The organism is Acidovorax sp. BL-A-41-H1 (assembly GCF_051942715.1).
On sequence record NZ_JBPVJQ010000003.1, the window covers coordinates 1,454,612 to 1,478,487 of the forward strand.

The 23,876-nt window shown below is 68.4% G+C and carries 16 protein-coding genes; 7 read left to right on the plus strand and 9 right to left on the minus strand.

What is annotated here, in order from left to right; genetic code table 11:
* Positions 1 to 63 precede the first annotated feature (63 nt).
* From ACTPOI_RS07495 to ACTPOI_RS07520, 6 genes are all read right to left on the minus strand, one after another.
* Positions 64 to 543 (minus strand): DUF2269 family protein, encoded by a 480-nt coding sequence (locus ACTPOI_RS07495; protein ID WP_440107908.1) that lies wholly within the window; start codon positions 541 to 543, stop codon positions 64 to 66.
* Positions 540 to 950 carry a DoxX-like family protein gene (locus ACTPOI_RS07500; protein ID WP_440107910.1) on the minus strand — a complete coding sequence of 137 codons (411 nt, stop codon included), beginning with the start codon at positions 948 to 950 and terminating at the stop codon, positions 540 to 542. Before ACTPOI_RS07500 ends, ACTPOI_RS07495 begins: the two co-directional genes overlap by 4 nt.
* Positions 947 to 1,885, minus strand: coding sequence for an NAD-dependent epimerase/dehydratase family protein (locus ACTPOI_RS07505; RefSeq protein ID WP_440108285.1), 939 nt, complete (start codon positions 1,883 to 1,885; stop codon positions 947 to 949). The genes ACTPOI_RS07500 and ACTPOI_RS07505 overlap by 4 nt, the downstream gene beginning before the upstream one ends.
* 94 nt (positions 1,886 to 1,979) lie before the next feature.
* Positions 1,980 to 2,543 carry a thiol-disulfide oxidoreductase DCC family protein gene (locus tag ACTPOI_RS07510; RefSeq protein ID WP_440107912.1) on the minus strand — a complete coding sequence of 188 codons (564 nt, stop codon included), beginning with the start codon at positions 2,541 to 2,543 and terminating at the stop codon, positions 1,980 to 1,982.
* Positions 2,544 to 2,598: 55 nt separating this feature from the next.
* Positions 2,599 to 3,216, minus strand: coding sequence for a GbsR/MarR family transcriptional regulator (locus ACTPOI_RS07515; RefSeq protein WP_440107914.1), 618 nt, complete (start codon positions 3,214 to 3,216; stop codon positions 2,599 to 2,601).
* 150 nt (positions 3,217 to 3,366) lie between these two features.
* A complete protein-coding gene (locus ACTPOI_RS07520) occupies positions 3,367 to 4,257 on the minus strand; it encodes an NAD-dependent epimerase/dehydratase family protein (protein ID WP_440107916.1) in 891 nt (296 codons plus the stop codon).
* 351 nt (positions 4,258 to 4,608) lie between these two features.
* Here ACTPOI_RS07520 and ACTPOI_RS07525 point away from each other — a divergent pair, with 351 nt between their 5' ends.
* The 3 genes from ACTPOI_RS07525 to arsA all read left to right on the plus strand — a co-directional run bounded on the left by ACTPOI_RS07525 (position 4,609) and on the right by arsA (position 8,419).
* Complete coding sequence (locus tag ACTPOI_RS07525) at positions 4,609 to 5,505, plus strand: dienelactone hydrolase family protein (protein ID WP_440107918.1); 897 nt, start codon at positions 4,609 to 4,611, stop codon at positions 5,503 to 5,505.
* A gap of 190 nt (positions 5,506 to 5,695) precedes the next feature.
* Positions 5,696 to 6,532 carry a ZIP family metal transporter gene (locus tag ACTPOI_RS07530; RefSeq protein WP_440107920.1) on the plus strand — a complete coding sequence of 279 codons (837 nt, stop codon included), beginning with the start codon at positions 5,696 to 5,698 and terminating at the stop codon, positions 6,530 to 6,532.
* Between the two features lie 57 nt (positions 6,533 to 6,589).
* Positions 6,590 to 8,419, plus strand: a complete 1,830-nt coding sequence (gene arsA, locus ACTPOI_RS07535) for an arsenical pump-driving ATPase (RefSeq protein ID WP_440107922.1) — start codon at positions 6,590 to 6,592, stop codon at positions 8,417 to 8,419.
* Positions 8,420 to 8,542: 123 nt separating this feature from the next.
* On the opposite strand, the gene ACTPOI_RS07540 is transcribed toward arsA, so the two are convergent.
* Entirely contained in the window at positions 8,543 to 9,307 is a 765-nt protein-coding gene (locus ACTPOI_RS07540) for a LytR/AlgR family response regulator transcription factor (RefSeq protein WP_440107924.1), read from the minus strand.
* Entirely contained in the window at positions 9,304 to 10,518 is a 1,215-nt protein-coding gene (locus tag ACTPOI_RS07545) for a sensor histidine kinase (protein WP_440107926.1), read from the minus strand. Before ACTPOI_RS07545 ends, ACTPOI_RS07540 begins: the two co-directional genes overlap by 4 nt.
* A gap of 52 nt (positions 10,519 to 10,570) precedes the next feature.
* Between ACTPOI_RS07545 and argH the strand changes: the two genes are divergently transcribed.
* Both argH and ACTPOI_RS07555 read left to right on the plus strand, forming a co-directional pair.
* Entirely contained in the window at positions 10,571 to 12,040 is a 1,470-nt protein-coding gene (argH, locus tag ACTPOI_RS07550) for an argininosuccinate lyase (RefSeq protein ID WP_440107928.1), read from the plus strand.
* A 39-nt stretch (positions 12,041 to 12,079) separates the two neighbouring features.
* Entirely contained in the window at positions 12,080 to 13,069 is a 990-nt protein-coding gene (locus tag ACTPOI_RS07555) for a Bug family tripartite tricarboxylate transporter substrate binding protein (protein WP_440107930.1), read from the plus strand.
* 20 nt (positions 13,070 to 13,089) lie between these two features.
* Here the strand turns inward: ACTPOI_RS07555 and ACTPOI_RS07560 are convergent, their stop codons facing one another.
* Positions 13,090 to 15,222: a catalase gene (locus ACTPOI_RS07560; RefSeq protein ID WP_440107932.1), complete on the minus strand. Its 2,133-nt coding sequence runs from the start codon at positions 15,220 to 15,222 to the stop codon at positions 13,090 to 13,092.
* A 260-nt stretch (positions 15,223 to 15,482) separates the two neighbouring features.
* Between ACTPOI_RS07560 and ACTPOI_RS07565 the strand changes: the two genes are divergently transcribed.
* Entirely contained in the window at positions 15,483 to 21,470 is a 5,988-nt protein-coding gene (locus tag ACTPOI_RS07565) for an alpha-2-macroglobulin family protein (protein ID WP_440108286.1), read from the plus strand.
* A gap of 68 nt (positions 21,471 to 21,538) precedes the next feature.
* Positions 21,539 to 23,848, plus strand: coding sequence for a penicillin-binding protein 1C (gene pbpC, locus ACTPOI_RS07570; RefSeq protein WP_440108287.1), 2,310 nt, complete (start codon positions 21,539 to 21,541; stop codon positions 23,846 to 23,848).
* Positions 23,849 to 23,876 lie beyond the last annotated feature (28 nt).

Here is a 23,876-nt window from a genome sequence, read left to right on the forward strand (position 1 = left end):
GCTGGGGCGTGACTGGCCGAGGCCGCGCTCAACGTCCAACACGGACACGCGCGCATGCTGCGTTCATCCACCCCACAGCGCGGGCTTGTTCACCATCAGGGCAAAAACCACGGCCATGGCGATGAAGGCGGGGTAGCCCAGGCCTTCCCACCAGCGCTGCATGCGTGCGTACTGGGCGGGCAAGGGGGTGCCTGCCGCATGCGCGGCCTGTGCCATGCGGGACATGCGGATCTGCAGCGCCACCACGGGCAGCCAGCAGGTACCGGCCAGCAGGTAAAGGGCGATGGACAGGGCTAGCCACGGTGTGGTCAGCGGCCAGCCCGCCATGTGCGCCATGGCAATGCCGCTGAGCGGCTGCACCACCACGGCGGGGGTGGTAAACCACCAGTCTGCCCGCACCACCAGGCGGCCCACCACGGCCTGGGCGGCCACGGTGCCGCTGCGGTTGGCAAAGAACAGGTAAAAGGCCGAGCCTAGCCCGGTGCCCACCAGCAGCACGCTGGAGATGATGTGGATGGTCTTGAGGAGGAGGTAGGTGTTCATGGTGCGGTTTCCTCGGTATGCGCCGAGCTGGTTCCTAAAACCACCAGGATGGCGGCGATGGGCAGGTTCTTGAGCAGCGAGCCCAGCGGGTCCAGCCACAGGTGGGGCAGCAGCACGGTGGCGGTGGCGGTCATCACGCCCATCAGCGCCAGGGCGGCCCAAGCGCTGTGGCGGCCGGGCCAGCGCCACAGTGCCAGGCCCATCGCCAGGTCGGCGGCAGCGCCGCCCCAGATCAGGGCTTGAATCCACCAGTCATCGCTCAGCCCGGCTTGGCGCAGCAGCGCGTCGCCCTGGGTGCGGTGGGTGATGGCGCTGACTGCGGCGGTGCCCAGCCACACGGCCACCAGGCTGGCGCGCAGCAGGGCTGTGGTGCGGGCGGGCAGGGGGGTAAGGCTCTGCTGAGTCATGTGGGGGCTCCAGTGCGTTGGGGGGCGCTGGCGGGGGCGCTCCAGGCGCGTGCCACCAGTTGGCTGTAGTGGGTGGCGTCGTGCCCCAGCAGGGCGCGCAGCGGGGCTGGGTCGGCCACGTTGTCGGTGGCCAGCATGGCAAGGGTTTCGCTGCACCAGGGCGACACGGCGATCCAGTCGCCCATGCGGGCCGAGAGCTGGGTCAGCGGCAGGGGCAGGCGCAGCACCTGGGCTGCGGGGCGACCGCACTGCGCGCGCAGGCTGGCAATCAGCTCGGCCATGGGCAGTGCCTCGGGCCCCACGCAGGGCACCACGCCGCGCTGTTGCTGGTGCGGGCCCAGCAGCGCCACCACGGCATCGGCCAGGTCGTGCACGGCCACGGGTTGTACCCGGGCGGTCAGCACCGGGCCGGGCAGCACCAGCACGGGCAGCCGTGCCAATTGCATGAACAAGGCAGCGCTGGCGCCGCCGTGGCCAAACACCACGCTGGGGCGCAGCACCACGCTGCGCAGGGGGCAGCCAGGGGCGGCGGTCATGCCCAGCAGGTGGTCGTCAGCCGCGCGCTTGGTGCGGGCGTAGCGGGTGGTGCCAGTCTGCACGCCCAGGGCCGATATTTGCACCACATGGCGCACACCGGCCTGCAGGCAGGCGTCAAACAGCGCCACGGGCGTGCGGTGGTGCACGGCGTCGATGGGACGGGTGGCGGTGTTGCGCAGCACACCCACGGCGTTGACCACGGCGTCGATGCCCTGCAGGCGCGGCAGCCAGGTGGCGGCGTCGGTGTCACGGGCAAAGTCCATGGGCACGCCGCCAGCGTGTTGCTGCCGTGGTGAATTTGGCGAATGGCCCATGTGCACGGTGTGCCCGGCCCGGCGCAGCGCGGCTGCAATGGCCTGGCCGATGAAACCGGTGGCCCCGGTCAGCAGCACCTGCAGGGGGTCAAAAGAGAGGGATGTGGCGGGCGATGTCGTGGAGGGCATGTGCATGGCGGGGCTCCGATGGGGAGTGATGGTGACCTCACAGAACCGTTCACGCTGAGCCTGTCGAAGCGCGGCGCGAGGCTTCGACACGCTCAGCCTGAACGGGGTTTGCAGGGGCTGTGCTGGCTCCACCGTCGCGCCCGTGTTGCCCTTCGTGCCCTTCTTGCAGTCTGTCCAGCATGCACTGGTCCGTGCATTGCTGGGCCGCAGCCCGCTCTGCCGCGCGGCGCAAGGTCTTGCCAAAAAACATGCGTATCACCCAGGCCGGTGCGCGGTAGCGGTTGCGTGCGATCACGGGGTACAGCGCGTTCATGCCCTTGCGCAGCAGCGGAATGCGGGCGGGGGCCATCACCCAGCCCAGGCCCGCGGCGGTGTAGGCCACTTCAAAGGCGGCCACGCCGCTGAGCCACTGCCCGCTTGCGGTGCGGGCGTGCATCAGGGTTAGTAGCGCCTCGCGCGTCACCCCCTCGGGGCAGGTGAAGCCGGGGGCCTGCACGTCTTCAAAGTGCAGCTGTACGGCCTGGTTGCGCAGCATCAGGTTGTGCATCTCGGTGTCGCACAAGGGGCAGGCACTGTCGTAATACAGGGTCACGGGGTAGGTACCGGTGCTCATGGTCGTGTTCCTTTCTGAAATTTCTGTCAAAAGAGAAATTTATGGGTAAAAAAAGTCAGGGCACAGGGGGAGTGTGCTCAGACTGCGCGGTGCCAGGTGTAGAGGCAGGCGCCGCCCGAAGGGCCGGCGCAGGCGCTGGTGCCGGTGCGTCGCCCCCGCGCACAAACTTTTGCACCGTGGCGCCCATGCGCAGCACTTTCTCCAGCGTGCTGGGTGACAGGCGCAGCATCTCGTCCGCCCAGGTGCCCAGCGACTCCATCAGGTGCAGGGTCTCGCGCACGCGGTCTTGGGCGTCGGGGCTCTCCTGGGCAAATTCGGGTTTGCGCACCAGCTCCCTGAGCATGCGGGTGGTGGGGTCAAATTCGCGTGTCTTGCGCTCGCGCACCACGGTGCGAAAGAGCTCCCATACGTCGCTGCTGGTCTCGTAATAATCGCGCCGGTCGCCCAGCACGTGGGTCACGCGGATCAGCTGCCAGTTCATCAATTCCTTGAGACTGTTGCTCACGTTCGACCGTGCCACCACAAGGGTATCGGCAATCTCTTCGGCGTTGAGCGGGCGCCCATGAAAGAACAGCAGCGCATGGATTTGCGCGACGGTGCGGTTGACGCCCCATGCGCTTCCCATCTCACCCCAGTGGACGACGAATTGTTGGGAAATGGGAGTAAGTTGCATGGACGGGAGTATTGCCAATTCTGTAGTTTCTGTCAACAAAGAAATTACTAGTGACTGCAGCGATTACCTCGACAAGTACAGCTGGACAGGTTGGGGTTGTGTCTTCAAGCCCCCGGGCGGGTTAAGCGCCGCGCAGGGCAACGCTCCAGTTCACCGCCAGGCCGTGGCCACCAACTGGCTGTAGTGCACGCCCTTGCGCCCCAGCAGTTGCTCGAACGCGGCCGGGTTGCCCACGTTGTCGCTGCCCAGCATGGTCAGCGTCTCGGTGCACCAGGGCACGCTGGGAACCAGGTCGCCCATGCGGGCACTCAGCTGGGTCAGCGGGTCGGGCAGGCGGAACACGGTGGCCGGGCTGCTGCCCTGTTGCTGGCGCAGGCTGGCAATGAAGGCGCCCATGGGCAGTGCCTCAGGCCCCGTGCATTCGATGACACCTTCGGTCGCCAGGTGGGGGCCCAGCAGGGCGGCGATGGCGGCCGCCAGGTCGTGCACCGACACGGGCTGCACGCGGGCCGTGAGCATGGGCCCGGGGAACAGCGCCAGCGGCAGGCGCGCCAGGTTCATGAACAGCGCGCTGCTGTCCCCGCCCTTGCCAAACACAACGCTGGGGCGCAGCACGGCCGGGCTGATGGCTGCGCCCTGCTGGCGCAGCGCCAGCAGGTGCTCGTCGGCCGCGAGCTTGGTGCGGGCGTAGCGCGTGCCGCTGCCCACAATGCCCAGGGCCGACACATGCACCACGCGGCGCACGCCGGCCTGCACGCAGGCGTCAAACAGGGCAATGGGCGTGTGCCGGTGCACCGCGTCGATGGGGCGGGCGCGCGTGTCGCGCAGCACGCCCACGGTGTTGACCACTGCGTCAATGCCGTGCAGCCGGGGCAGCCAGACGGCGGCGGTGGTATCGCGGGCAAAGTCCACCGGCACGCGGTTGCCACTCGCGCCATGGCGGGGCGACACCCCTGCCACCACGGTATGCCCGGCCTGCTCCAGTGCCTGGGTGACGGTCTTGCCGATGAAGCCGGCGGGGCCAGTAAGAAATACACGCATGTGAAAAGCCTCGTTCAGTGTGCCGCGGCAGGGCGGTTTGGTACCGGCCCAGTGGGGCGGCCGCGTGCCCGCACGGGCGGTGGTGCGCCGGTACGCGCAGTGCAAATCAGTGTGCCAGAGCGCTGCCGCCGCAGCGTTGCGCAAGTTGCAATACCCCCGCAGTGCCGCGTGACGCAGCCGGGCACCGTGGCTAGTGGGCCCGCGTGACCTGTGTGGCCTGTGCAGCCTGTGTAGCCTGCGATGTGGCCGCAGCTGCGCGAGAATGCCGGGCGGGGCGGCGTGCGCACACGCCTGCCCCGCGCCCGCCGGATGCTTCCCCTGCCTGCCCACCCACTCTTTCGGAGAACTGCCATGCTCGACCACGATCTTCATTCCGACGCCCGCGCGCTCCTGCCGGGCAGCACCACCGAAGCGGGCCCCACGCGGCGCACCGCGCTGCAGGTGGCGCTGGGGGTGGGCTACGCGGCAGCGGCCGCACCCGTGATGGCGCAAACCGCCATTGCCACGCCGGCCGACGGCCTGACGGCGGGCGAGGTGAATTTCATGGTCAACGGCTTCAAGGTGCCGGCCTACCGCGCCGCGCCTGCGGGCAAGACGGGCCTGCCCGTGGTGCTGGTCATCCAGGAAATCTTTGGCGTTCACGAATACATTGCCGACACCTGCCGCCGTTTTGCCAAGGCCGGCTACCTGGCCATCGCGCCGCAGCTGTACGCCCGCCAGGGCGACCCCGCCCAGTACACCGAGGTGGCCAAGCTCATGGCCGAGATCGTCTCGAAGGTGCCCGATGCGCAGGTGATGGCCGACCTGGACGCCACCGTGCAGTGGGCCGTGGCCAACGGTGGTGACGCTGCCCGCGTGGGCGTGACCGGCTTTTGCTGGGGCGGCCGCATCACCTGGCTGTACGCCGCCCACGGGCCGGTGAAGGCGGGGGTGGCCTGGTACGGCCGCCTGGTCGGCCAGTCCACTGACCTCACACCCAAGCACCCTGTGGACATTCCCCTGATCCTGAAGGCGCCGGTGCTGGGCCTGTACGGTGAAAAAGACACCGGCATCCCCCTTGACACGGTTGATAAGATGAAAACAGCCTTGGCCAGCGGTTCGCCGCAGGCCAAGATTTCGGAGTTTGTGGTGTACCCGGATGCGCCCCATGCGTTCCATGCCGACTACCGCGCCAGCTTCCGCAAAGAAGCCGCAGAAGACGGCTGGAAGCGCGCGCTGGCCTGGTTCAAGACGCACGGCGTGGCCTGACGCAGCGCGGCCCGGCGGCAGGCGCTGCGGGTTGCTGGCATGGGCTTTGGGCCGTAGGGGCCCTCTGGCCAGGTGCGGTGCGGTGAAGGCCAGGTGGCGCGCCAGCCACCATGGAACACACCCGCAAGCCGAGATACAAGATCAACAATAAAAACGGCCTCTGCCGCACTATCTATAAGCGCTTATAGCTATGACTTTAGTAGCAATTATTTTGGCCACGCTGGCCGCGGGCATTGGCAGCGTGTGGCTGGCGGCACTGCTTATGCGCCTGGGGCTGGGAGGGCGCGACGACAGTGCCGTGGGCCCGCAGCACCTGCTGAGCCTGGCGGCCGGGGCGCTGCTGGCCACGGCCTTCATGCACCTGCTGCCCGAGGCATTCGAGAGCGCGGCGGGGGCGCATGACCTGTTTGCCACCCTGCTGGTGGGAGTGGTGTTTTTCTTCCTGCTCGACAAGGCCGAGCTGTGGCACCACGGGCATGAGCACAGCTACCCGGTGCCGGAGCCCCATGCGCATGGACATGACCACGGCCACGACCACAGTCACGGCCATTCGCACGGCCATTCCCATGCCCCGCGCGGTGGTGGCTGGTCGGTGCTGACCGGCGACAGCGTGCACTGCTTTGGCGACGGCATCCTCATCGCCTCGGCCTTTCTGGCCGACATGCGGCTGGGCGTGATCGCCGCCGTATCGGTGCTGGCGCACGAGGTGCCGCACCACATGGGCGACCTGGTGGTGCTGCGCCAAACCAGTCCCAACCGGCGCATGGCGCTCATCAAGGTGTCGCTGGCCGGTGCCGTGACCGCGCTGGGCGGTGTGGCGGGCTACTACCTGGTGGGCCAGCTGCAGGACTTCCTGCCGTACTTCCTGGTGGTGGCATCCAGCAGCTTTGTGTACGTAGCGCTGGCCGACCTGATTCCGCAGCTGCAAAAGCGCCTCACGGCGCGCGATACGGTGGCGCAGATTGCCTGGCTCATTGCCGGCATGGCCGTGGTCACCATGGTGAGCGGAGTGGCCCACGCGCACTGATCGCCCAGGCTTGACGTGGCTCAAGGCGGCGCGGCGGCAGCGTGCCATGCTGGAGGCATGAACACCCTGCGCACCGCCCCCGCATCGCTGGGCCTGCTGGCCCACCCCACGCGCTTTCTCTTTTTTACCGGCAAGGGCGGCGTGGGCAAGACCTCGCTGTCCACCGCCGCCGCCATTGCGCTGGCCGATACCGGGCGCAAGGTGCTGCTGGTCAGCACCGATGCGGCGTCCAACCTCGATGAAATGCTGGGCGTGCCGCTGTCCAACCACCCGGTGGCCGTGCCGGGCGTGCCCGGGCTGAACATGCTCAACATCGACCCCGACACCGCCGCAGAGGCGTACCGCCAGCGGGTGATTGCGCAGCTGGAAGCCAGCGCCACGCCGGCCGAGCGCAACAACGTGCGCGAGCAGCTTTCGGGCGCATGCACCACCGAAATCGCGGCGTTTGACGAATTTGCCGCGCTGCTCGCCAGCGAGGGCGATGCACAGGGACACGCGTTTGACCATGTGGTGTTTGACACCGCGCCCACCGGCCACACCCTGCGGCTGCTGAGCCTGCCCAAGGCCTGGACGGGGTTTCTGGCGGGTAACGACCGCGGAGCCTCGTGCCTGGGCCCGCACTCGGGGCTCAAGATGCAAGAGGCCCGTTTCAATGCGGCGCTGGCCGCGCTCAGCGACCCGGCACTGACCACCGTGGTGCTGGTCACCCGCCCCGACCCACGCCCCATGCAGGAGGCCGCGCGCACGGCGCTGGAGCTGCGCGCCCTGGGCCTGGCCAACCAGCGCCTGGCCATCAATGGCGTGTTCCACGCCAGCCAGCCGGGGCACGATGCCGTGGCGGACGCCATCGAAGCCCTGGGCCGCGAGGCACTGGGTTCCATGCCCGACGCGCTGGCACAGCTCCCGCGCGACGAGGTTCCGCTGCGCGCGTTTGACACGGTGGGCCTGCCCGCGCTGCGTGCGCTACTAGGCGGCGGCGCTGTGCCGTTGCAAGCGCCCGCTGCCGCGGCGGCTGTGTCTTTGCAGGCAGATCCCCTCGCAGCCCTGGCCGACGCCCTGGCCGCCAAGGGCCACGGCCTGATCATGGTGATGGGCAAGGGCGGCGTGGGCAAGACCACCGTGGCCGCCGCGCTGGCCGTGGGCCTGGTGCAGCGCGGGCACAGCGTGCACCTCACCACCACCGACCCGGCCGCCCATGTGCAAAGCCAGCTGGGCGGCAGCCTGCCCGGCCTGAAGGTCGGCCGCATCGACCCACAGGCCGAAACCCGGGCGTACATCGACAAGATCATGGCCACGCGCGGCAAGGCGCTGGACGACGCGGGCCGCGCCCTGCTGCTGGAAGACCTGCAGTCGCCCTGCACCGAAGAGGTGGCCGTGTTCCACGCCTTCAGCCGCGTGGTGAACGAGGCCCGCAGCGCCTTTGTGGTGCTGGACACCGCGCCAACCGGCCACAGCCTGCTGCTGATGGACGCTACCGGCGCCTACCACCGGCAGATGACGCAGCAATACGAAGGCAACGCCAACGCCAGACACATCATCACCCCGCTGATGCGCCTGCAGGATGCCGACATGACGCACGTCGTCATCGTCACGCTGCCCGAGGTCACGCCCGTCAGTCAGGCCGCCGCGCTGCAGGACGACCTGCGCCGCGCCCGCATCGAGCCCTGGGCGTGGGTCATCAACAAGAGCGTGGCCGCTACCGGCACCACCGACCCGCTGCTGCAGGCCCGCCTGGCGGGCGAGCACCAGCAGGCGGCGCGCATTGCCAATGGCCTCGCGCAGCGCACCTACGTGCTGCCGTGGCTGGCGACGCCGCCTGTGGGGGTGGATGCGCTGGGGCGGCTGGTGGCGGAGTCGCCGGGTGATGGCGGGCGATCCATAGCCTGATTGCTATGTTTTTGATAGCTATAGGGGCAATTGATACCTGGGCTTGAGGCCAAAAATGCTTTAAATCGCCGCCCAACAGCCCCTGGCGCGCCCCGAAACGGGTGAGGTGGGGGGCGCCGCCGTTCAGCGTGCCAGCTCTTCCCGCACGGCTGCCACCTGCCGGCGCGAAACGGCCAGCAGCTCGGTCGAGCCCTGTAGCCGCACGGCCCAGCCTTCGCCTTCTTCGGCGTCGTAGTGCTTTTCCAGCGCCCGCACGGCCCGGCGGGCCACCAGTGCGTTACGGTGAATGCGCAGAAAGCGCGGCGCAAAACGCGCCTCCAGGTCGCTCAGCGCACCATCGACGATGTAGCTGCGCGTGGCGGTGCGCACGGTCACGTACTTCTGCTCGGCCTTGAAGTACAGGATCTCGGCCACGGGCAGGCGCTCGGTGCGGCCGCGGTCCTGGATCAGCAGAGTTTCGCCCTCGGGCAGATCAATGCCGGGCGCAGGGGCCGGGGTGCGTGTTGTGCGCTGCACCTTGGCAATGGCTTGCAGCAGCCGCTCGCGGCGCACGGGCTTGGTGAGGTAATCCACCGCGTCCAGCTCGAATGCGCTCACGGCGTGGTCTGCGTGGGCCGTGACGAACACGATGGCGGGGGGCTGGGGCAGCGCCTGCAATGCATGGGCCATCGCCAGGCCGTCCTGGCCGGGCATGTGGATGTCGAGCAGCACCAGATCGAACCCCTTGCCCCCGGTGGTACCGAGCAGCGCCAGGGCTTCGGCTGCGTTCGAGGCCTCGGCCACGGTGGTGCGCTGTTGCGGCGCGGGGAGTGCATCACGGCAGTCGGCCAGCAGGGTGCGCAGGCGGCTGCGGGCCAGGGCCTCGTCGTCAACGATCAGGATGTTCATGGTTGATCTTCGGCGGGTGCTTGTGTGTCGGGGCGCAAGGCCTTGCGGCGGTTGCCCATGGCGGTGCTGTCACGCTGGCCGGCGGGGCGGCTGCGGGGCTCGCGCCCGGCGGCCCGGGTCTCGGGTGCTGGCAGGGTGATGCGCACTTCGTACAGGCCGTCGCGCACGCCCGCGCTGAACTCGCCCTGCACGTCGTGCAGCAGCGCCAGCCGCGCACGCACGTTGGCCAGCGCAATGCCGTGGCCACGCGGGGCCGCATCATCACCCGCGCCCGGCTTGCCATCGCGCGTGGGCAGCGTGTTGGTGATGCGCACCACCACGCGGCTGCCGCGCAGCTCGGTCAGCACGCGCAGCCGCCCGCCGCGATCGCTGGGCTCCACGCCGTGCTTCACGGCGTTTTCCACCAGGGGCTGCAGCAGCAGCGGGGGCAGGCGGGCGTTGTCGGTGCGGGCGTCCAGGTTCCACTGCACCTGCAGGCGCTTGCCAAAGCGCACTTCCTCAATGGCCAGGTAGCGCCGCGCCAGCGTGATCTCTTCGGCCAGCGTGACGTATTCGCCCTGCTCCACCAGCGCGTGGCGAAACAGGTCCGACAGGTCTTCCAGCAGCGACTCGGCCTTGGCTGGCTCTTCGCGCACCAGGGCAATGGCGCTGTTGAGGGTGTTGAACAAAAAGTGCGGGCGGATGCGCGACTGCAGCTCGGTCAGCCGCGCGGTGGTGGCCGCTGGCGTGCGCCCGCGGGCGCGCAGCACGAGTGCGGCCACCAGCAGGGCCGCCAGCAGGGCGCCCGTGGCCCCGCTGGCCACCCATGGCGGTGATGTGGTGGCGCCCACCAAGGCCAGCATGCCGCAGGCGTACGCCCCGGCCAGTGCGCCCAGCACCACGCCCGCGGCGTACTGCTGCGCCGTGCCCAGGCGCTGCAGCCAGGTCTTGAGGCTGCAGGCCGTGATCAGCCAGACCAGCGTGGCAGGCAGCGCACCGCCCGTCAGCAGCGCCAGCGTCGACAGCCATTCCATCGGGCTGGGCGACACATACAAGGCACCCACCCCCAGGACGGCCTCGACAAAAAGCACGGCCCGCAGCACCACGCCCACATGGCAGGCATCGAACACCAGGGCCTGGCCACGGGGCGGGCCGACGTGTCGGTATGGCCTGCCCGGGGGGGGCAAATCGGGCGGCAGGGGTTGGGTCGATAAAATTTGGCTGTTATGCATTGCGGCATCCGGGCAGTCCGGGTGTCTGAACCTCCGGATTATTGCCCTCCTTATGTCCAAAGCCCAAGCCACCGGCAACGCGCCTGCGCCGTCCCACAACCAGCTCGACACCAAGGCCCAGGCCTGGTCGGCGCTGTTCTCCGAGCCCATGAGCGACCTGGTCAAGCGCTATACCTCCAGCGTGTTTTTCGACAAGCGCCTTTGGCAGGCCGACATTGCCGGCAGCCTGGCCCACGCCGACATGCTGGCCGCGCAGGGCATCATCAGCACCGAAGACCACGCCTCCATCCAGCGCGGCATGGCGCAGATCACGTCCGAGATCGAAGCCGGCAGCTTTGAATGGAAGCTGGACCTGGAAGACGTGCACCTGAACATCGAGGCGCGCCTGACCCAGCTGGTCGGCGATGCCGGCAAGCGCCTGCACACCGGCCGCAGCCGCAATGACCAGGTTGCCACCGACGTGCGCCTGTGGCTGCGCGGCGAGATCGACCTGATTGCCGACCTGCTCAAGGAGCTGCAGGGTTCGCTGGTGGATGTGGCCGAGCAGAACGTCGAAGTCATCCTGCCCGGCTTTACCCACCTGCAGGTTGCGCAGCCGGTGAGCTTTGCGCACCACATGCTGGCCTATGTGGAAATGTTTGCCCGCGATGCCGAGCGCATGGCGGATGTGCGCCGCCGCGTGAACGTGCTGCCTCTGGGCAGCGCGGCGCTGGCCGGCACCACCTACCCGCTGGACCGCGAGCGCGTGGCGCGCACGCTGGGCATGGACGGCGTGTGCCAGAACAGCCTGGACGCCGTGAGCGACCGCGACTTTGCCATCGAATTCACCGCAGCCGCCAGCCTGTGCATGGTGCATGTGAGCCGCCTCTCTGAAGAACTCATCATCTGGATGAGCCAGAACTTCGGCTTCATCAAGATTGCCGACCGCTTCACCACGGGCTCGTCGATCATGCCGCAGAAGAAGAACCCCGACGTGCCTGAACTCGCGCGCGGCAAGACCGGCCGCGTGGTCGGCCACCTGATGGGCCTGATCACCCTGATGAAGGGCCAGCCCCTGGCCTACAACAAGGACAACCAGGAAGACAAGGAGCCGCTGTTCGACACGGTCGATACGCTCAAGGACACGCTGCGCATCTTTGCCGAGATGGTGGGCGGCCAGCTGAACCCCGCTACCGGCAATAAGGAAGGCGGCATCACCGTGAATGCGCCTGCCATGGAGCAGGCCGCACTCAAGGGCTACGCCACCGCCACCGACCTGGCCGACTACCTGGTGAAAAAGGGCCTGCCGTTCCGCGATGCCCACGAAACCGTGGCCCATGCCGTGAAGGCCGCCACCACGCACGCGTGCGACCTGTCCGAGCTGCCGCTGGCCGTGCTGCAAGGCTTTCACCCGCAGATCGAAAAAGACGTGTACGAATGCCTGAGCCTGCGCGGCTCGCTCAACGCCCGCAACACGCTGGGCGGCACTGCGCCGGCCCAGGTGCGTGTGCAGCTGGCGCGCCACCGTGCCCGCCTTGCCTGATCACCACGTGTCCCTGTCCCAACGCCCCGGAGCCCACCCATGAAAAATTCTCGCCGCAGTCTTTTGTCCACCCTGTTGCGCAGCACGGCCGTGCTGGCCACCGCGCTCACCCTGGGCACTGCCTTTGCGCAGTCCGGCAAGCCCATTCGCGTGCTGGTGGGCTTTCCGCCCGGTGGCGGCACCGACGCGATTGCGCGCGTGCTGTCTGAAAAGCTCAAGAACGAACTGGGCGTGTCGGTGGTGGTGGAAAACCGCCCTGGTGCCGGCGGCCAGATTGCAGCCCAGGCCCTGAAGGTTGCAGCGCCCGATGGCACCACGCTGTTCCTGTCGCACGACCACACCATTTCCATCCTGCCCCAGGTGGTGAAGAACCCGGGCTTTGATCCGGCGCACGACTTCGTGCCCGTGGGCGGCTTTGCCACCTTTGTGAATGCGTTTGCCGTGTCGGGCGGCACGCCGGCCAAGTCCTTCAATGAATACGTGGGCTGGGTGCGCACGTCGGGCAGCGGCAAGGGCGCAGTGGGTGTGCCGGCACCGGCCTCTACCCCGGAGTTCCTGGTCAAGCTGGTGGGTCAGAAGTACCAGCTGGACCTGGTGGCGGCCCCGTACCGCGGCAGCGCGCCCATGATGGCCGACATGCTGGGCAACCAGATTGCGGCGGGCGTGGGTTCTGTGCCCGACTTCATCGAGAACCACAAGGCCGGCAAGGTGCGCGTGGTGGCCGTGCTGGGCAACAAGCGCCAGGGCGCCATGCCCGATGTGCCCACGTTCGACGAGTTGGGCCTCAAGGGGTTTGACGACTTGCCTTACTACGGCATCTACGCACCTGCCGGAACGCCGCAGAAGTTCGTGACGGACTTCTCTGCAGCGCTTTCCCGCGTGGTGGCCATCCCTGAAGTGCGCGACCAGCTCACCGGCATGGGCCTCACGGTGGGCTACATGACGCCCGAGCAGCTGGGCACGCGCCAGGCTGCCTACACCGAGGCCTGGTCGCGCATCATCAAGACCAGCGGCTTCGTCGCGCAGTAAACAGCGGGTCCTGAACGGGATCAGGGCGCGGGCCGCAGCGCAGCCTCGCGCTCCCACTGCCGCGTTTGCGCCGCGGCCACAAACCCCAGGGTATCGGCCGGGTCGAGCACCCCTGCATCCGGCTCGATGCCTCCCGCCTTGAGGATCGCGTGCGAGCCGCGACTGGCGGCAATCGCCTTCAGGTGCAGGAAGGCATCGCGAAACCAGTCCACCACGGTGCTGTCGCGTGCCAGCGCTTCGCCCATCTCGGTGGTCATCACTGCTGCCACAGCATCAAACAGCACGGATGGCATGGTGCGGCAGGTGCCGTCTGCCGCCAAGCGGCTGCCGTCGCGCAGCACCGCGCCCGACACGCGGGGTGCCAGCACCTTCACCGCCGCACCGGCCTTGTCCAGCGCCTTGCGCAGGTTAGCCACCGCCACGCCATTGCTGCCGTCTGCCACCAGAATGGCCACGCACCGACCCTGCAGCGTGGGCAGCATGCGGTCGATGGTGCGCAGCGCGGGCGATAGCGCCAAGTCCTGCACCGGCACGGCCGGTACCGGAGGTTCGGGCAGCCCAGGCAGTCCAAGGCCTTCGGCCACCTGCGTTGCCAGTCCTTCATCCACCAGTTGCAGGTGGGCCACCACCGCGTCGCGCACATGCGGGCTGCCCACGCACGACAGTTGGTGCACCAGCGCCTGCACGGTATGCGCCTGCTCGGTAGTGCTCTGACTGCGGTAGAACATGCGCGCCTGGCTGTAGTGGTCGGCAAAGCTCTCGGGGCGCGTACGGCCGCCGGCCTGTTCCGTTGCAGCTTCCGCTGCAGGGCGTGCTGGACGCGTGCCGGCAGACCGTGCGGCGCGCGGCGAATCCGGCTGCAGGCTGCTGGGCTCGTAGCTCACGCGGCCCCGGGGTGCGTTCACCAGCATCGATCCGCCTTGCAACGCATGGTGGTACGGGCATTGCGGCGCGTTGATGGGCAGCTGTACATGGTTGGGCCCGCCCAGCCGGGCCAGGTGCGCGTCCATGTAGGCAAACAGGCGGCCCTGCAGCAGCGGGTCGTTGCTGAAGTCGATGCCTGGCGGGACGTTGGCGGGGCTGAAGGCAACCTGTTCGGTGTCGGCAAAGAAGTTGTCGGGCCAGCGGTTGAGCACCATGCGGCCGATGGGCTGCAGGGGCACGAGCTCTTCCGGGATGAGCTTGGTTGCATCGAGGTGATCGAACGGAAACCCGGCAGCTTGCTCTTGCGAAAAAAGCTGCACGGAAAGCGTCCATTCGGGGAAGTCACCGGCCTCGATCGCCTCGAACAGGTCGCGGCGGTGGAAGTCGTTGTCTGCGGCCTGCAGCTTCAGGGCTTCGTCCCACAGCGTGCATTGCAGGCCCAGCCGGGGCCGCCAGTGAAAGCGTGCAAACGTGCTTTCGCCCTGCGCGTTCACCAGCCGAAAGCTATGCACGCCAAAGCCTTCCATCATGCGCAGGCTGCGGGGCAGGGCGCGGTCGCTCATGAGCCACATCACCCCGTGCAGGGCCTCGGGCATCAGCGACACGAAATCCCAGAAGGTGTCGTGGGCGCTGGCCGCCTGCGGAAAGCCGCGGTCGGGCTCCATCTTGAGCGCATGGGCCAGGTCAGGGAACTTCATGGCGTCCTGCACCAGCGCCACGGGAACATTGCTGCCCACCAGGTCCCAGTTGCCCTCGCGGGTATAGAACTTCACCGCAAAGCCGCGCGTGTCGCGCGGGGTGTCCACCGAGCCTGCGCCGCCTGCCATGGTGGAAAAGCGCGCGAACACCGGCGTTTGCGCGCCGGATTCGGTCAGTACCCGCGCCGTGGTGTGCTCGCGCAGCGAGCGTGTCAGCTCAAAAAAGCCGTGGGCACCCGAGCCGCGGGCAAACACCGCGCGTTCTGCAATGCGCTCCCGGTTGAAGTGCGCGAGCTTTTCGCGCAGCACAAAGTCTTCGAGCAACGTCGGCCCCGGCGCGCCCGGGCCGCGCAGGGAGTTCTGGTTGTCCGCCACGGGAATGCCCTGTGCCGTGGTCAGCACGGGGTGCTTGCCGCCGGCCTGCTGCTGCAGCTCGCCCGCGTAGCCGCGGTAGGTGTCGGATGGAACGAGGGAGGCACCGGCCCCTGTAGACCGGTGGGCGGGGTTGCGCGGGGCGGGGGAGCGTGGCATGGGGGTCGCGGTCCTGGCAGTCCGGCCGGGTGCGGCCGTGAAATCGACGAAGCCTCCATGGTTGAGCGCGGTGGCCGGTACACGGGTAGGACGCTGGCGCAATGCGCCGTCGTCGCCGCGCGGCAATGGCTTCGTCTGCGCTCCGGATGGATTCGCGGCGGGGGCAGACGTAAGCGCGTGCAACGCATGCCCCGGCTATGGGGCGTTTTGTTACGCTTGCCGCTTCCTGTGGAGGGGAAGCCGTGAACATAAAAAAATGGATGTGGACCAGCGCCCTGGTGTTGCTGGCGACGGGGGCACACGCGCTGCAGATCACGGGCTTTTCGCCGCAGGGCGAAGTTGCACGGGTGCGGCAGGTAGTGGCCAAATTCGATACCGCAGCGGTCAACTTTGGCGACCCCAAAGCGCCAGCGCCGCTTTCGGTGAGCTGCAGCGATGCCAGCGCCAGCAAGGGCACGGGCCGCTGGACCAGCGAGCGCGAATGGGTGTTCGACTTTGAAAACGATCTGCCACCGGGCGTGCGGTGCACCGCGGTGCCGAGGCCCGGGTTCAAGTCGCCTGCAGGGGCAGATGTGGCCGGGGCCAAAAGCTTTCAGTTCAACAGCGGTGGCCCCTTTGTACAGAACCTCCGTCCGGGCACGTACGAGCGTATCGACGAAGAGCAGTTCTTTGTGCTGGAGCTCAACGGGCCGGCCACGCTGGAGAGTGTGCGCGCCAACGTGTGGTGCGTGGCCGACGGCCTGGGTGAGCGCGTGCCCGTGCGCCTGATCGAGGGCGCGCAGCGCGCAGACATCCTCAAATCGCAAGGCTTGGACAAGCGCGCGGCGCAGGCGCCTTTGCAGTTCGCTACGCTGGCCTGCAACCGCCGCCTGGCCTCGGGTTCGCGCATGCAGCTGGTCTTTGGCAAGGGCGTGGCCACGCCCAGTGGGGTGCCGAATGCCATAGAGCGGCGCTTTGACTTCACCGTCCGCGAGCCGTTTGCGGCCGAGTTCAGCTGCGAGCGGGAAAATGCGCAGGCCGCGTGCCTGCCCATCCGCCCCATGCAGCTGAGCTTCAACGCACCGGTGCCGCGCAAGCTGGCGGCGGGCATCCGGCTGAAGTCGGCCAAGGAAACCATCAAACCCGTGATCGCGGGCGGCGCCGATGGCGCGCAAGCCGATGCGCTGGTCAGCAGCGTGCAGTTTGCTGCACCGCTGGATGAGAACACCGCCTTCACGCTGGAGCTGCCGCGTGACCTGAAAGACGCCGCAGGCCGCACCTTGCGCAACGCCGGCAGCTTCCCGCTCAAGGTGGCTACCGGGGGTATGCCGCCGCTGGCCAAGTTTGCCGCCGCGCCGTTTGGCATCGTCGAGCGTTTTGCCGAGGGGCCTGCCACCGACAACCCGCCCGCGCTGCTGCCCGTGACCCTGCGCAATGTGGAAGCCGCCCTCCGCGTGCAGGGCCTGCAGGCCGGAGTGCCCTCTGCCGCCGCCGCCCAGCAGGGGAAGGTGAGCACCCTCAAGCCGCAGTCCGACGCGGACATCATTGCGTGGTTTCGCAAGGTGCAGCGCTATGACAACTATCTGGTGGACCGCGGCCAGGCGCGCCGGGACGTAACGGGCCCGCTGCCCAAGCCCCTGGACACCCACCGGGACCATGTGCAGACGCGCATGGTCTCGCTGCTGGCCGGCAAGCCTGGCGTCAGCACGCTGGACCTGCCCAAGCCTGCCAGTAACGATCCGCGGCCTTTCGAGGTGGTGGGCATTCCGCTGTCGCCCGGCTTCCATGTGGTGGAGATTGCCTCGCAGCGGTTGGGCCAGTCGCTGCTGGACGAGCGCCATGGCGATGCCCGCACGATGGTCGTGCGCACCTCGGCCCTGGTGACCAACCTGGGCGTGCATTTCAAGCTGGGCCGCGAGAACGCGCTGGTGTGGGTGACCTCGCTCGACAAGGGCCTGCCCGTGCAGGGCGCCATGGTGCGGGTATCAGACTGCCGCGGCAAGGAACTGGCCCAGGCGCTGACGGATGCACAGGGCGTGGCCCGGGTGGAAGGCCTCTCGCCCGAGCCGCCCGGCTGCAACAACACCACCGCCGAGGATGGCGGCCAGGCCTATTTTGTGAGTGCCCGCCACAAGGGCATGGATGGCGTGGAGGACATGGCCTTCACCTGGAGCGACTGGCAGCGCGGCATCGAGCCCTGGCGCTTCAACGTGCCCACCAGCCGCATGCCCGTACCGGATGAACGCGCCCACACCATCTTTGACCGCACGCTGTTTCGCGCGGGCGAAACTGTGTCGATGAAGCACCTGCTGCGCGCCGAAACGCGCCAGGGCTTTGCACTGCCGCGCTCGCGCCCGGATCAGCTGGTCATCACCCATCTGGGCAGCGGCCAGCAGTTCACGCAGCCGCTGGCCTGGCGCGGCACGGCCACAGGCGGGCTCAGCGCGCAGAGCACGTTTGCCATTCCGCCCGCTGCCAAGCTGGGGGTGTACCAGGTCGAACTGGCGGGCAATGGCACGGTGAACGGCAGCTTCTCGTCGGGCATGTTCCGCGTGGAGGAGTTCCGCCTGCCGGTGCTGGAAGGGCGTATTGCGCCCGCCGACAAGAAGGCGCTGGTAAAGGTGCGCTCGGTGCCGACCGATGTGCAGATCAACTACGTGTCGGGCGGCGGCGCGGCCAACCTGCCGGTGCGCGTGTCGGCGCTGGTGCGGGGCAAATACCTGCAGTACGGCGACTACGAGACCTTCAGCTTCAACCCGCCCCGCAATCGCGACCAGGCAAGCAACGGCAGCGACGATGAAGAAGCCACCGCCAGCCAGGATGCGCGCGTGATCGCCGACAAGCTGCCGCTGACGCTGAACAAGGAAGGTGCAGGCAAGGTCACCATCGACAACGTGCCATCGGCCCGCCAGCCCCAGGAGCTGCTGCTGGAGGCCACCTACGCCGACCCCAACGGCGAGGTGCAAACCATCCGCAGCACGCAGACGCTGTGGCCGGCCGGCGTGGTGGCAGGCATCAAGACCGAGGGCTGGGTATCGGCGCGGCAGAAGATCCGTTTCCAGGCGCTGGCGCTACAGCACAGCGGCAAGCCCGCGGCCGACACATCACTGCAGGTGCAGGCCGTCGCCCGCACCACCACCAGCACGCGCAAGCGCATGGTGGGCGGCTTCTACAGCTACGACAACCAGACCGAAACCAAGGACCTGGGCACGCTGTGCACCGGCAAGAGCGACGCGCGCGGCCTTCTGCTGTGCGAGGCCAAACTCGACCAGCCCGGCGAGGTGGAACTGGTGGTGACCGCTACCGACAAGGACGGCAACACCAGCGTGGCGGCGTCGTCGGTGTGGGTCACGCGCCAGGGCGAGCTGTGGTTTGGTGGCGAAGACCACGACCGCATGGATCTGCTGGCTGAAAAGAAGAGCTACCAGGCTGGCGAAACTGCCAAGTTTCAGGTGCGCATGCCGTTTCGCTACGCCACGGCCCTGGTGGCGGTGGAGCGCGAAGGCATCATTGACACGCAGGTGGTACAGCTCAACGGGCAAGACCCGACCGTGAGCCTGAAAGTGCAGCCCGACTGGGGCCCCAACGTGTACGTGAGTGTGCTGGCCTTGCGCGGCCGCCTGCGCGAGGTGCCGTGGTACAGCTTCTTCACCTGGGGCTTCAAGGCCCCGCGCGAGTGGTGGACCTCGTTCTGGTACGAGGGCAGGGAATACAAGGCGCCCACTGCGCTGGTGGATTTGTCCAAGCCCGCCTTCCGCCTGGGCGTGGCCGAGATCCGCGTGGGTACCGAGGCCCACCGCATCGACGTGAAGGTGGCCACCGACAAGGAAAGCTACGCAGTGCGCGGCAAGGCGCAGGTCACCATCACCGCCACCCTGCCCGGCGGCAAGCCCGCTGCCAACGCCGAGGTGGCCGTGGCCGCAGTAGACCAGGCCCTGCTGGAGCTGATGCCTAATACCAGCTGGAACCTGCTCGATGCCATGCTGCAGCGCCGCAGCTGGGGCGTGGAGACATCGACTGCGCAGATGGAGATCATCGGCCGCCGGCACTACGGTAAAAAGGCCGTGCCTGCGGGCGGCGGCGGGGGCCGGGCGCAGACGCGCGAACTGCTCGACACGCTGCTGCTGTGGGAGCCGGCGCTCAAGCTCGATGCCAATGGCCAGGCCAAGGTGACGGTGCCCCTGAACGATGCGCTGACCACGTTCAAGATCGTGGCGGTGGCCGATGCATCGACCGGGCTGTTTGGCACCGGCAGCGCCAGCATCCGCGCGACGCAGGATCTGCAGATCATCAGCGGCCTGCCGCCCCTGGTGCGCGAGGACGACCAGTTCCGCGCCCAGATCACGCTGCGCAACACCACCAAGGCGGCGATGAAGGTCGAGGTGGCTCCGCGCGCAACGCTGCTGGACCTGAAACCGCAGACGATCGACATACCTACGGGCGAATCGCGCGAGGTGGCGTGGAACGTGACCGCACCGGCCCAGCTGGCGCAGACCCGCGCCCAGGCCATCCTGTGGGAGATTGAAGCCAAGGACACGGTGAGCGGCGCGCGCGATGCGCTCAAGGCCAGCCAGCGGCTGATCCCGGCCGTGCCGCTGACGGTGCAGCAGGCCACGCTGGTGCAGGTGGATGGCAGCTACAGCCTCGACGTGAACCCGCCGGCCGACGCCTTGCCAGGCCGTGGCGGCCTCAAGCTGTCGCTGCAGCCCAAGCTGGCCGAGGGCCTGCCAGGCGTGCGTGACTGGTGGGCGCGCTACCCGTTTGCCTGCCTGGAGCAGCAATCGAGCAAGGCCATCGGCCTGCGCGACCCCGCGCTATGGCAGACCGTGATGGCGCAGCTGCCTACCTACCTGGATGCAGACGGGCTTGCCAGCTACTTCCCGCCGCGCGATGGCGATGCCAACCGGGGCAGCGACACGCTGACGGCCTACCTGCTGGCGGTGGCGCACGAGGCATCGGGCCTCAACCCTGCCTTTGCGGTGCCCGACGCGGCCCGCGCCGCCATGGAGCGCGGGCTGATCGGGTTTGTGGAAGGCCGCATCGAGCGCAGCTTCTGGAGCCCCCGCAAGGATCTGGACATGCGCAAGGTGGCCGCGCTGGAAGCGCTGTCGCGCTACGGCAAGGCCCAGGGCCGCATGGTCAGCAGCATCACCATCGCGCCCAACCAGTGGCCCACGCACACGGTGATCGACTGGCTCAACGTACTGAAGCGCGTGGCCGATGTGCCGCAGCGCGAGCAGCGCCTGGCCGAGGCCCTGCAGATCCTGCGGGCGCGCCTGTCGTACCAGGGCACCAAGCTCATCTTCAGCACCGAGCAGGACGACTACTGGTGGTGGCTGATGCAAAGCGGCGACGTGAACACCGCGCGCCTGATGCTGGCCGTGATGGACGACCCCACCTGGAAGGACGACATGGGTCGCCTGGCCAACGGCTTCATTGCCCGCCAGCAGGGCGGCGCCTGGCACACCACCACCGCCAACCTGTGGGGCGCGCTGGCGCTGGAGAAGTTCAGCGCCAAATTTGAGGCCACGCCCGTCGCGGGCACCACGCGCGCAGCAATGTCCGGCAACACCGCCAGCGTGGACTGGAGCAAGGTCGAGCGCATCAAGGCGAGCGACCTGGCGGGCGTCGCACACCAGACCTCGTGGTTTGGCGCACCGGCATCACCCGGCAATTTCAGGAACAACACCATGTTCCTGCCCTGGGGTTCCGGCACGGGCAAGGCGGGCGGCAAAGAGTCGCTGGCCGTCACTCACCAGGGCCCGGGCAAGCCGTGGCTCACGCTGCAGTCGGTGGCCGCCGTCCAGCTCAAGGCGCCGTTTGCAGCGGGTTACGCCATCAAGAAGACCATCACGCCCGTGGAGCAGGCCAACAAAAGCCTGCCCGCTGGCCAGTACACCCGCGGCGATGTGCTGCGCATCACCCTGGAGGTCAACGCCAGTGCCGACATGACCTGGGTGGCCATCACCGACCCGATCCCGGGCGGCGCCACCATCCTGGGCAGCGGCCTGGGCCGCGATTCAGAGATTGCCACGCAGGGCGAAAAGCGCAGCGGCGCCGGCTGGCCCGCGTTCGAGGAGCGCAGTTTCGAGTCGTTCCGCAGCTACTACGAATACCTGCCCAAGGGCACCGTGAAGATGGAGTACACCGTGCGGCTGAACAACGTGGGCGACTTCGCATTGCCGCCCAGCCGGGTGGAGGCCATGTACGCGCCCGAGATGTTTGGCGAGGTGCCCAATGCGCGGGTGAAGGTGGACGCGGCACGCTGATGGAACGCACTGCGCGTGGTGGCAAGGGCTTGCGTGCGCCGTGGCCTGCGTGCCACTGGTTTGCTGCGATGTGGATAGCTGTCTGTGCGACACCCGCAGCAGCGCTACCCGCCTTCGACGAAGTGCGCGCGGACTTCCGTCCGTCCGACACCCTCATCCTCTCGCGCGAAGGCGAGGTGCTGCAGCGCCTGCGCACCGATGCCACCGTGCGCCGCGGCCAATGGGTGCCGCTGGCAGACGTGTCGCCCGCGCTGCGCCAGGCGCTGGTGCTCAGCGAGGACAAGCGGTTTTTTGAGCACAGCGGTGTGGACTGGCGCGCGGCCACGGCCGCCGCGTGGGGCAACCTGTGGAACCAGCGTACGCGCGGTGCCAGCACCATCACCATGCAGTTGGCCGGTCTGCTCGATGGCGACTGGCGCCAGGGCCCCGGGGGGCGCACCGTGCCGCAAAAGCTGGGGCAGACGGTGGCCGCGCAGGTGCTGGACCGGCGCTGGCGCAAGGACCAGATCCTGGAGGCGTACCTCAACCTGGTGCCGTTTCGCGGCGAGCTGGTGGGCATTGATGCGCTGGCCCGCACACTGTTTGGCAAGGCCGCCCATGCGCTGGATGACCGCGAGGCCGCCGTGGCCGCCGCCCTGGTGCGCGCGCCCAATGCACGCCCGGCGCTGGTGGCGCAGCGTGCCTGCGGGGTGTTGCGCGACATGCAGGCGCAGCCGGGCATGCCGACTGCGCGGGTGGACTGCGATGCACTGGATGTGTTTGCCACTGCCGCCCTGCAGCGCCGCGCGTTCGATGCCAGCGAGGGCGTGGCGCCACACCTGGCGCGCTACGCACTGCGCCAGCGTGCTGGCAGTGCCAGCATCGCTGCGGGCCAGGCCACCGCGCCAGTGCCGGAGCGCGTGAGCACCACGGTGCGCGCCCCGTTGCAGCGCTTTGCCGTGCAAAGCCTGCAGCAGCACCTGCGCGAGCTGCGCGGCCGCAATGTGGAGGACGGTGCGGTGCTGGTGCTCGACAACGCCACCGGGGAGGTGCTGGCCTGGGTGGGGTCGTCCGGCCAGCTCAGCCAGGCCAGCGAAGTTGACGGCGTGCTGGCTGCGCGCCAGCCGGGCTCCACGCTCAAGCCATTTTTGTATGCGCAGGCCATTGCCGAGCGGCGCCTCACTGCTGCATCACTGGTCGATGATTCGCCCGCGCAGATCAGCACGGCCAGCGGGCTTTACATCCCGCAGAACTACGACCGCCAGTTCAAGGGCTGGGTGTCGGTGCGCACGGCGCTTGCGGCGTCGCTCAATGTGCCGGCGGTGCGCACGCTGGTCATGGTCACGCCCGACGCGTTCCACCGCCAGCTGGCTGCCGCGGGCATGCCGCTGCGCGAAACGGGTGACTACTTTGGCTACAGCCTGGCGCTGGGCAGCCCCGAGGTGCCGCTGCTGCACCTGACCAATGCCTACCGCACGCTCGCCAACGGCGGGCGTGCCAGTCCGGTGGCCGTGTTACCCACTGCGTCCAAGGTTGCGCGCGCAGATGCCACCGCTACCAAAGCGCCCCCATTCAACCGGGCGCTTGGCGCTCATGCGGCGTTCATCGTGGGCGACATCCTGGCCGACGGCAACGCCCGCGCCCGCACCTTTGGTACCGACAGCGTGCTGGCCACGCGCTTCTGGTCTGCCGTGAAGACTGGCACCAGCAAGGACATGCGCGACAACTGGGCGGTGGGCTGGTCGGCCCGCTACACGGTGGGCGTGTGGGTAGGCAATGCCAGCGGCGCCGCCATGCACGATGTGAGCGGCACCAGCGGTGCGGCGCCCATCTGGGCGGCGGTGATGGGTTTCCTGCATGCCCGTGAGCCCAGCCTCGCGCCGCGGCCGCCCGCCGGGCTGGTGCGCGCACCGGTGCGCTTTGGCAGCGGGGCCGACAGCCCCCAGCCGCTGGAGGCGGCGCGGGACGAATGGTTTGTGCCTGGCACGCAGCAGGCACTTTTTGCTATTGATTCAATAGCTGCAAGGGAAGATTCAACAAGCGCTACAGCCCCAAAACGCCTTAAAAAGGTTGCCACGGCCACCTCTGCCGCCCCGGATGCGTCCGGCGCGCGCATCACCGCCCCTGCGCCGGGCAGCGTGATCGCCCTTGACCCGGACATCCCGCCGGCCAGCCAGCGCCTGCAGTTTGTGGCGGGGCCTGCTGCTGCCGGTGCAGACCTGCGCTGGCGTATCGGCGGCAAGCCGCTGGGCCGGGGCGCGCGGGTGGCCTGGCTGCCGTGGCCGGGGCGGCATGTGGTGCTGCTTACCGATGGTCGGGGACGGGTGCTGGACGAAATCCGTATCGAGGTGCGGGGGGCGGGGATTGCGGTGCCCATACAAAAGCCCGGACGGTCCTGAAAGTGGCGTAAACCCCGGGGTGGCGCCG

Coding starts and splice junctions, on each gene's coding strand:
- ACTPOI_RS07510 (WP_440107912.1), bottom strand. CDS start 2,543: ATGAGCACCGGTACCTACCCCGTGACCCTGTATTACGACAGTGCCTGC.
- ACTPOI_RS07500 (WP_440107910.1), bottom strand. CDS start 950: ATGACTCAGCAGAGCCTTACCCCCCTGCCCGCCCGCACCACAGCCCTG.
- ACTPOI_RS07530 (WP_440107920.1), top strand. CDS start 5,696: ATGACTTTAGTAGCAATTATTTTGGCCACGCTGGCCGCGGGCATTGGC.
- argH (WP_440107928.1), top strand. CDS start 10,571: ATGTCCAAAGCCCAAGCCACCGGCAACGCGCCTGCGCCGTCCCACAAC.
- ACTPOI_RS07525 (WP_440107918.1), top strand. CDS start 4,609: ATGCTCGACCACGATCTTCATTCCGACGCCCGCGCGCTCCTGCCGGGC.
- ACTPOI_RS07555 (WP_440107930.1), top strand. CDS start 12,080: ATGAAAAATTCTCGCCGCAGTCTTTTGTCCACCCTGTTGCGCAGCACG.
- ACTPOI_RS07565 (WP_440108286.1), top strand. CDS start 15,483: ATGTGGACCAGCGCCCTGGTGTTGCTGGCGACGGGGGCACACGCGCTG.
- ACTPOI_RS07495 (WP_440107908.1), bottom strand. CDS start 543: ATGAACACCTACCTCCTCCTCAAGACCATCCACATCATCTCCAGCGTG.
- ACTPOI_RS07540 (WP_440107924.1), bottom strand. CDS start 9,307: ATGAACATCCTGATCGTTGACGACGAGGCCCTGGCCCGCAGCCGCCTG.
- pbpC (WP_440108287.1), top strand. CDS start 21,539: ATGTGGATAGCTGTCTGTGCGACACCCGCAGCAGCGCTACCCGCCTTC.
- ACTPOI_RS07515 (WP_440107914.1), bottom strand. CDS start 3,216: ATGCAACTTACTCCCATTTCCCAACAATTCGTCGTCCACTGGGGTGAG.
- ACTPOI_RS07520 (WP_440107916.1), bottom strand. CDS start 4,257: ATGCGTGTATTTCTTACTGGCCCCGCCGGCTTCATCGGCAAGACCGTC.
- ACTPOI_RS07560 (WP_440107932.1), bottom strand. CDS start 15,222: ATGCCACGCTCCCCCGCCCCGCGCAACCCCGCCCACCGGTCTACAGGG.
- ACTPOI_RS07545 (WP_440107926.1), bottom strand. CDS start 10,518: ATGCATAACAGCCAAATTTTATCGACCCAACCCCTGCCGCCCGATTTG.
- arsA (WP_440107922.1), top strand. CDS start 6,590: ATGAACACCCTGCGCACCGCCCCCGCATCGCTGGGCCTGCTGGCCCAC.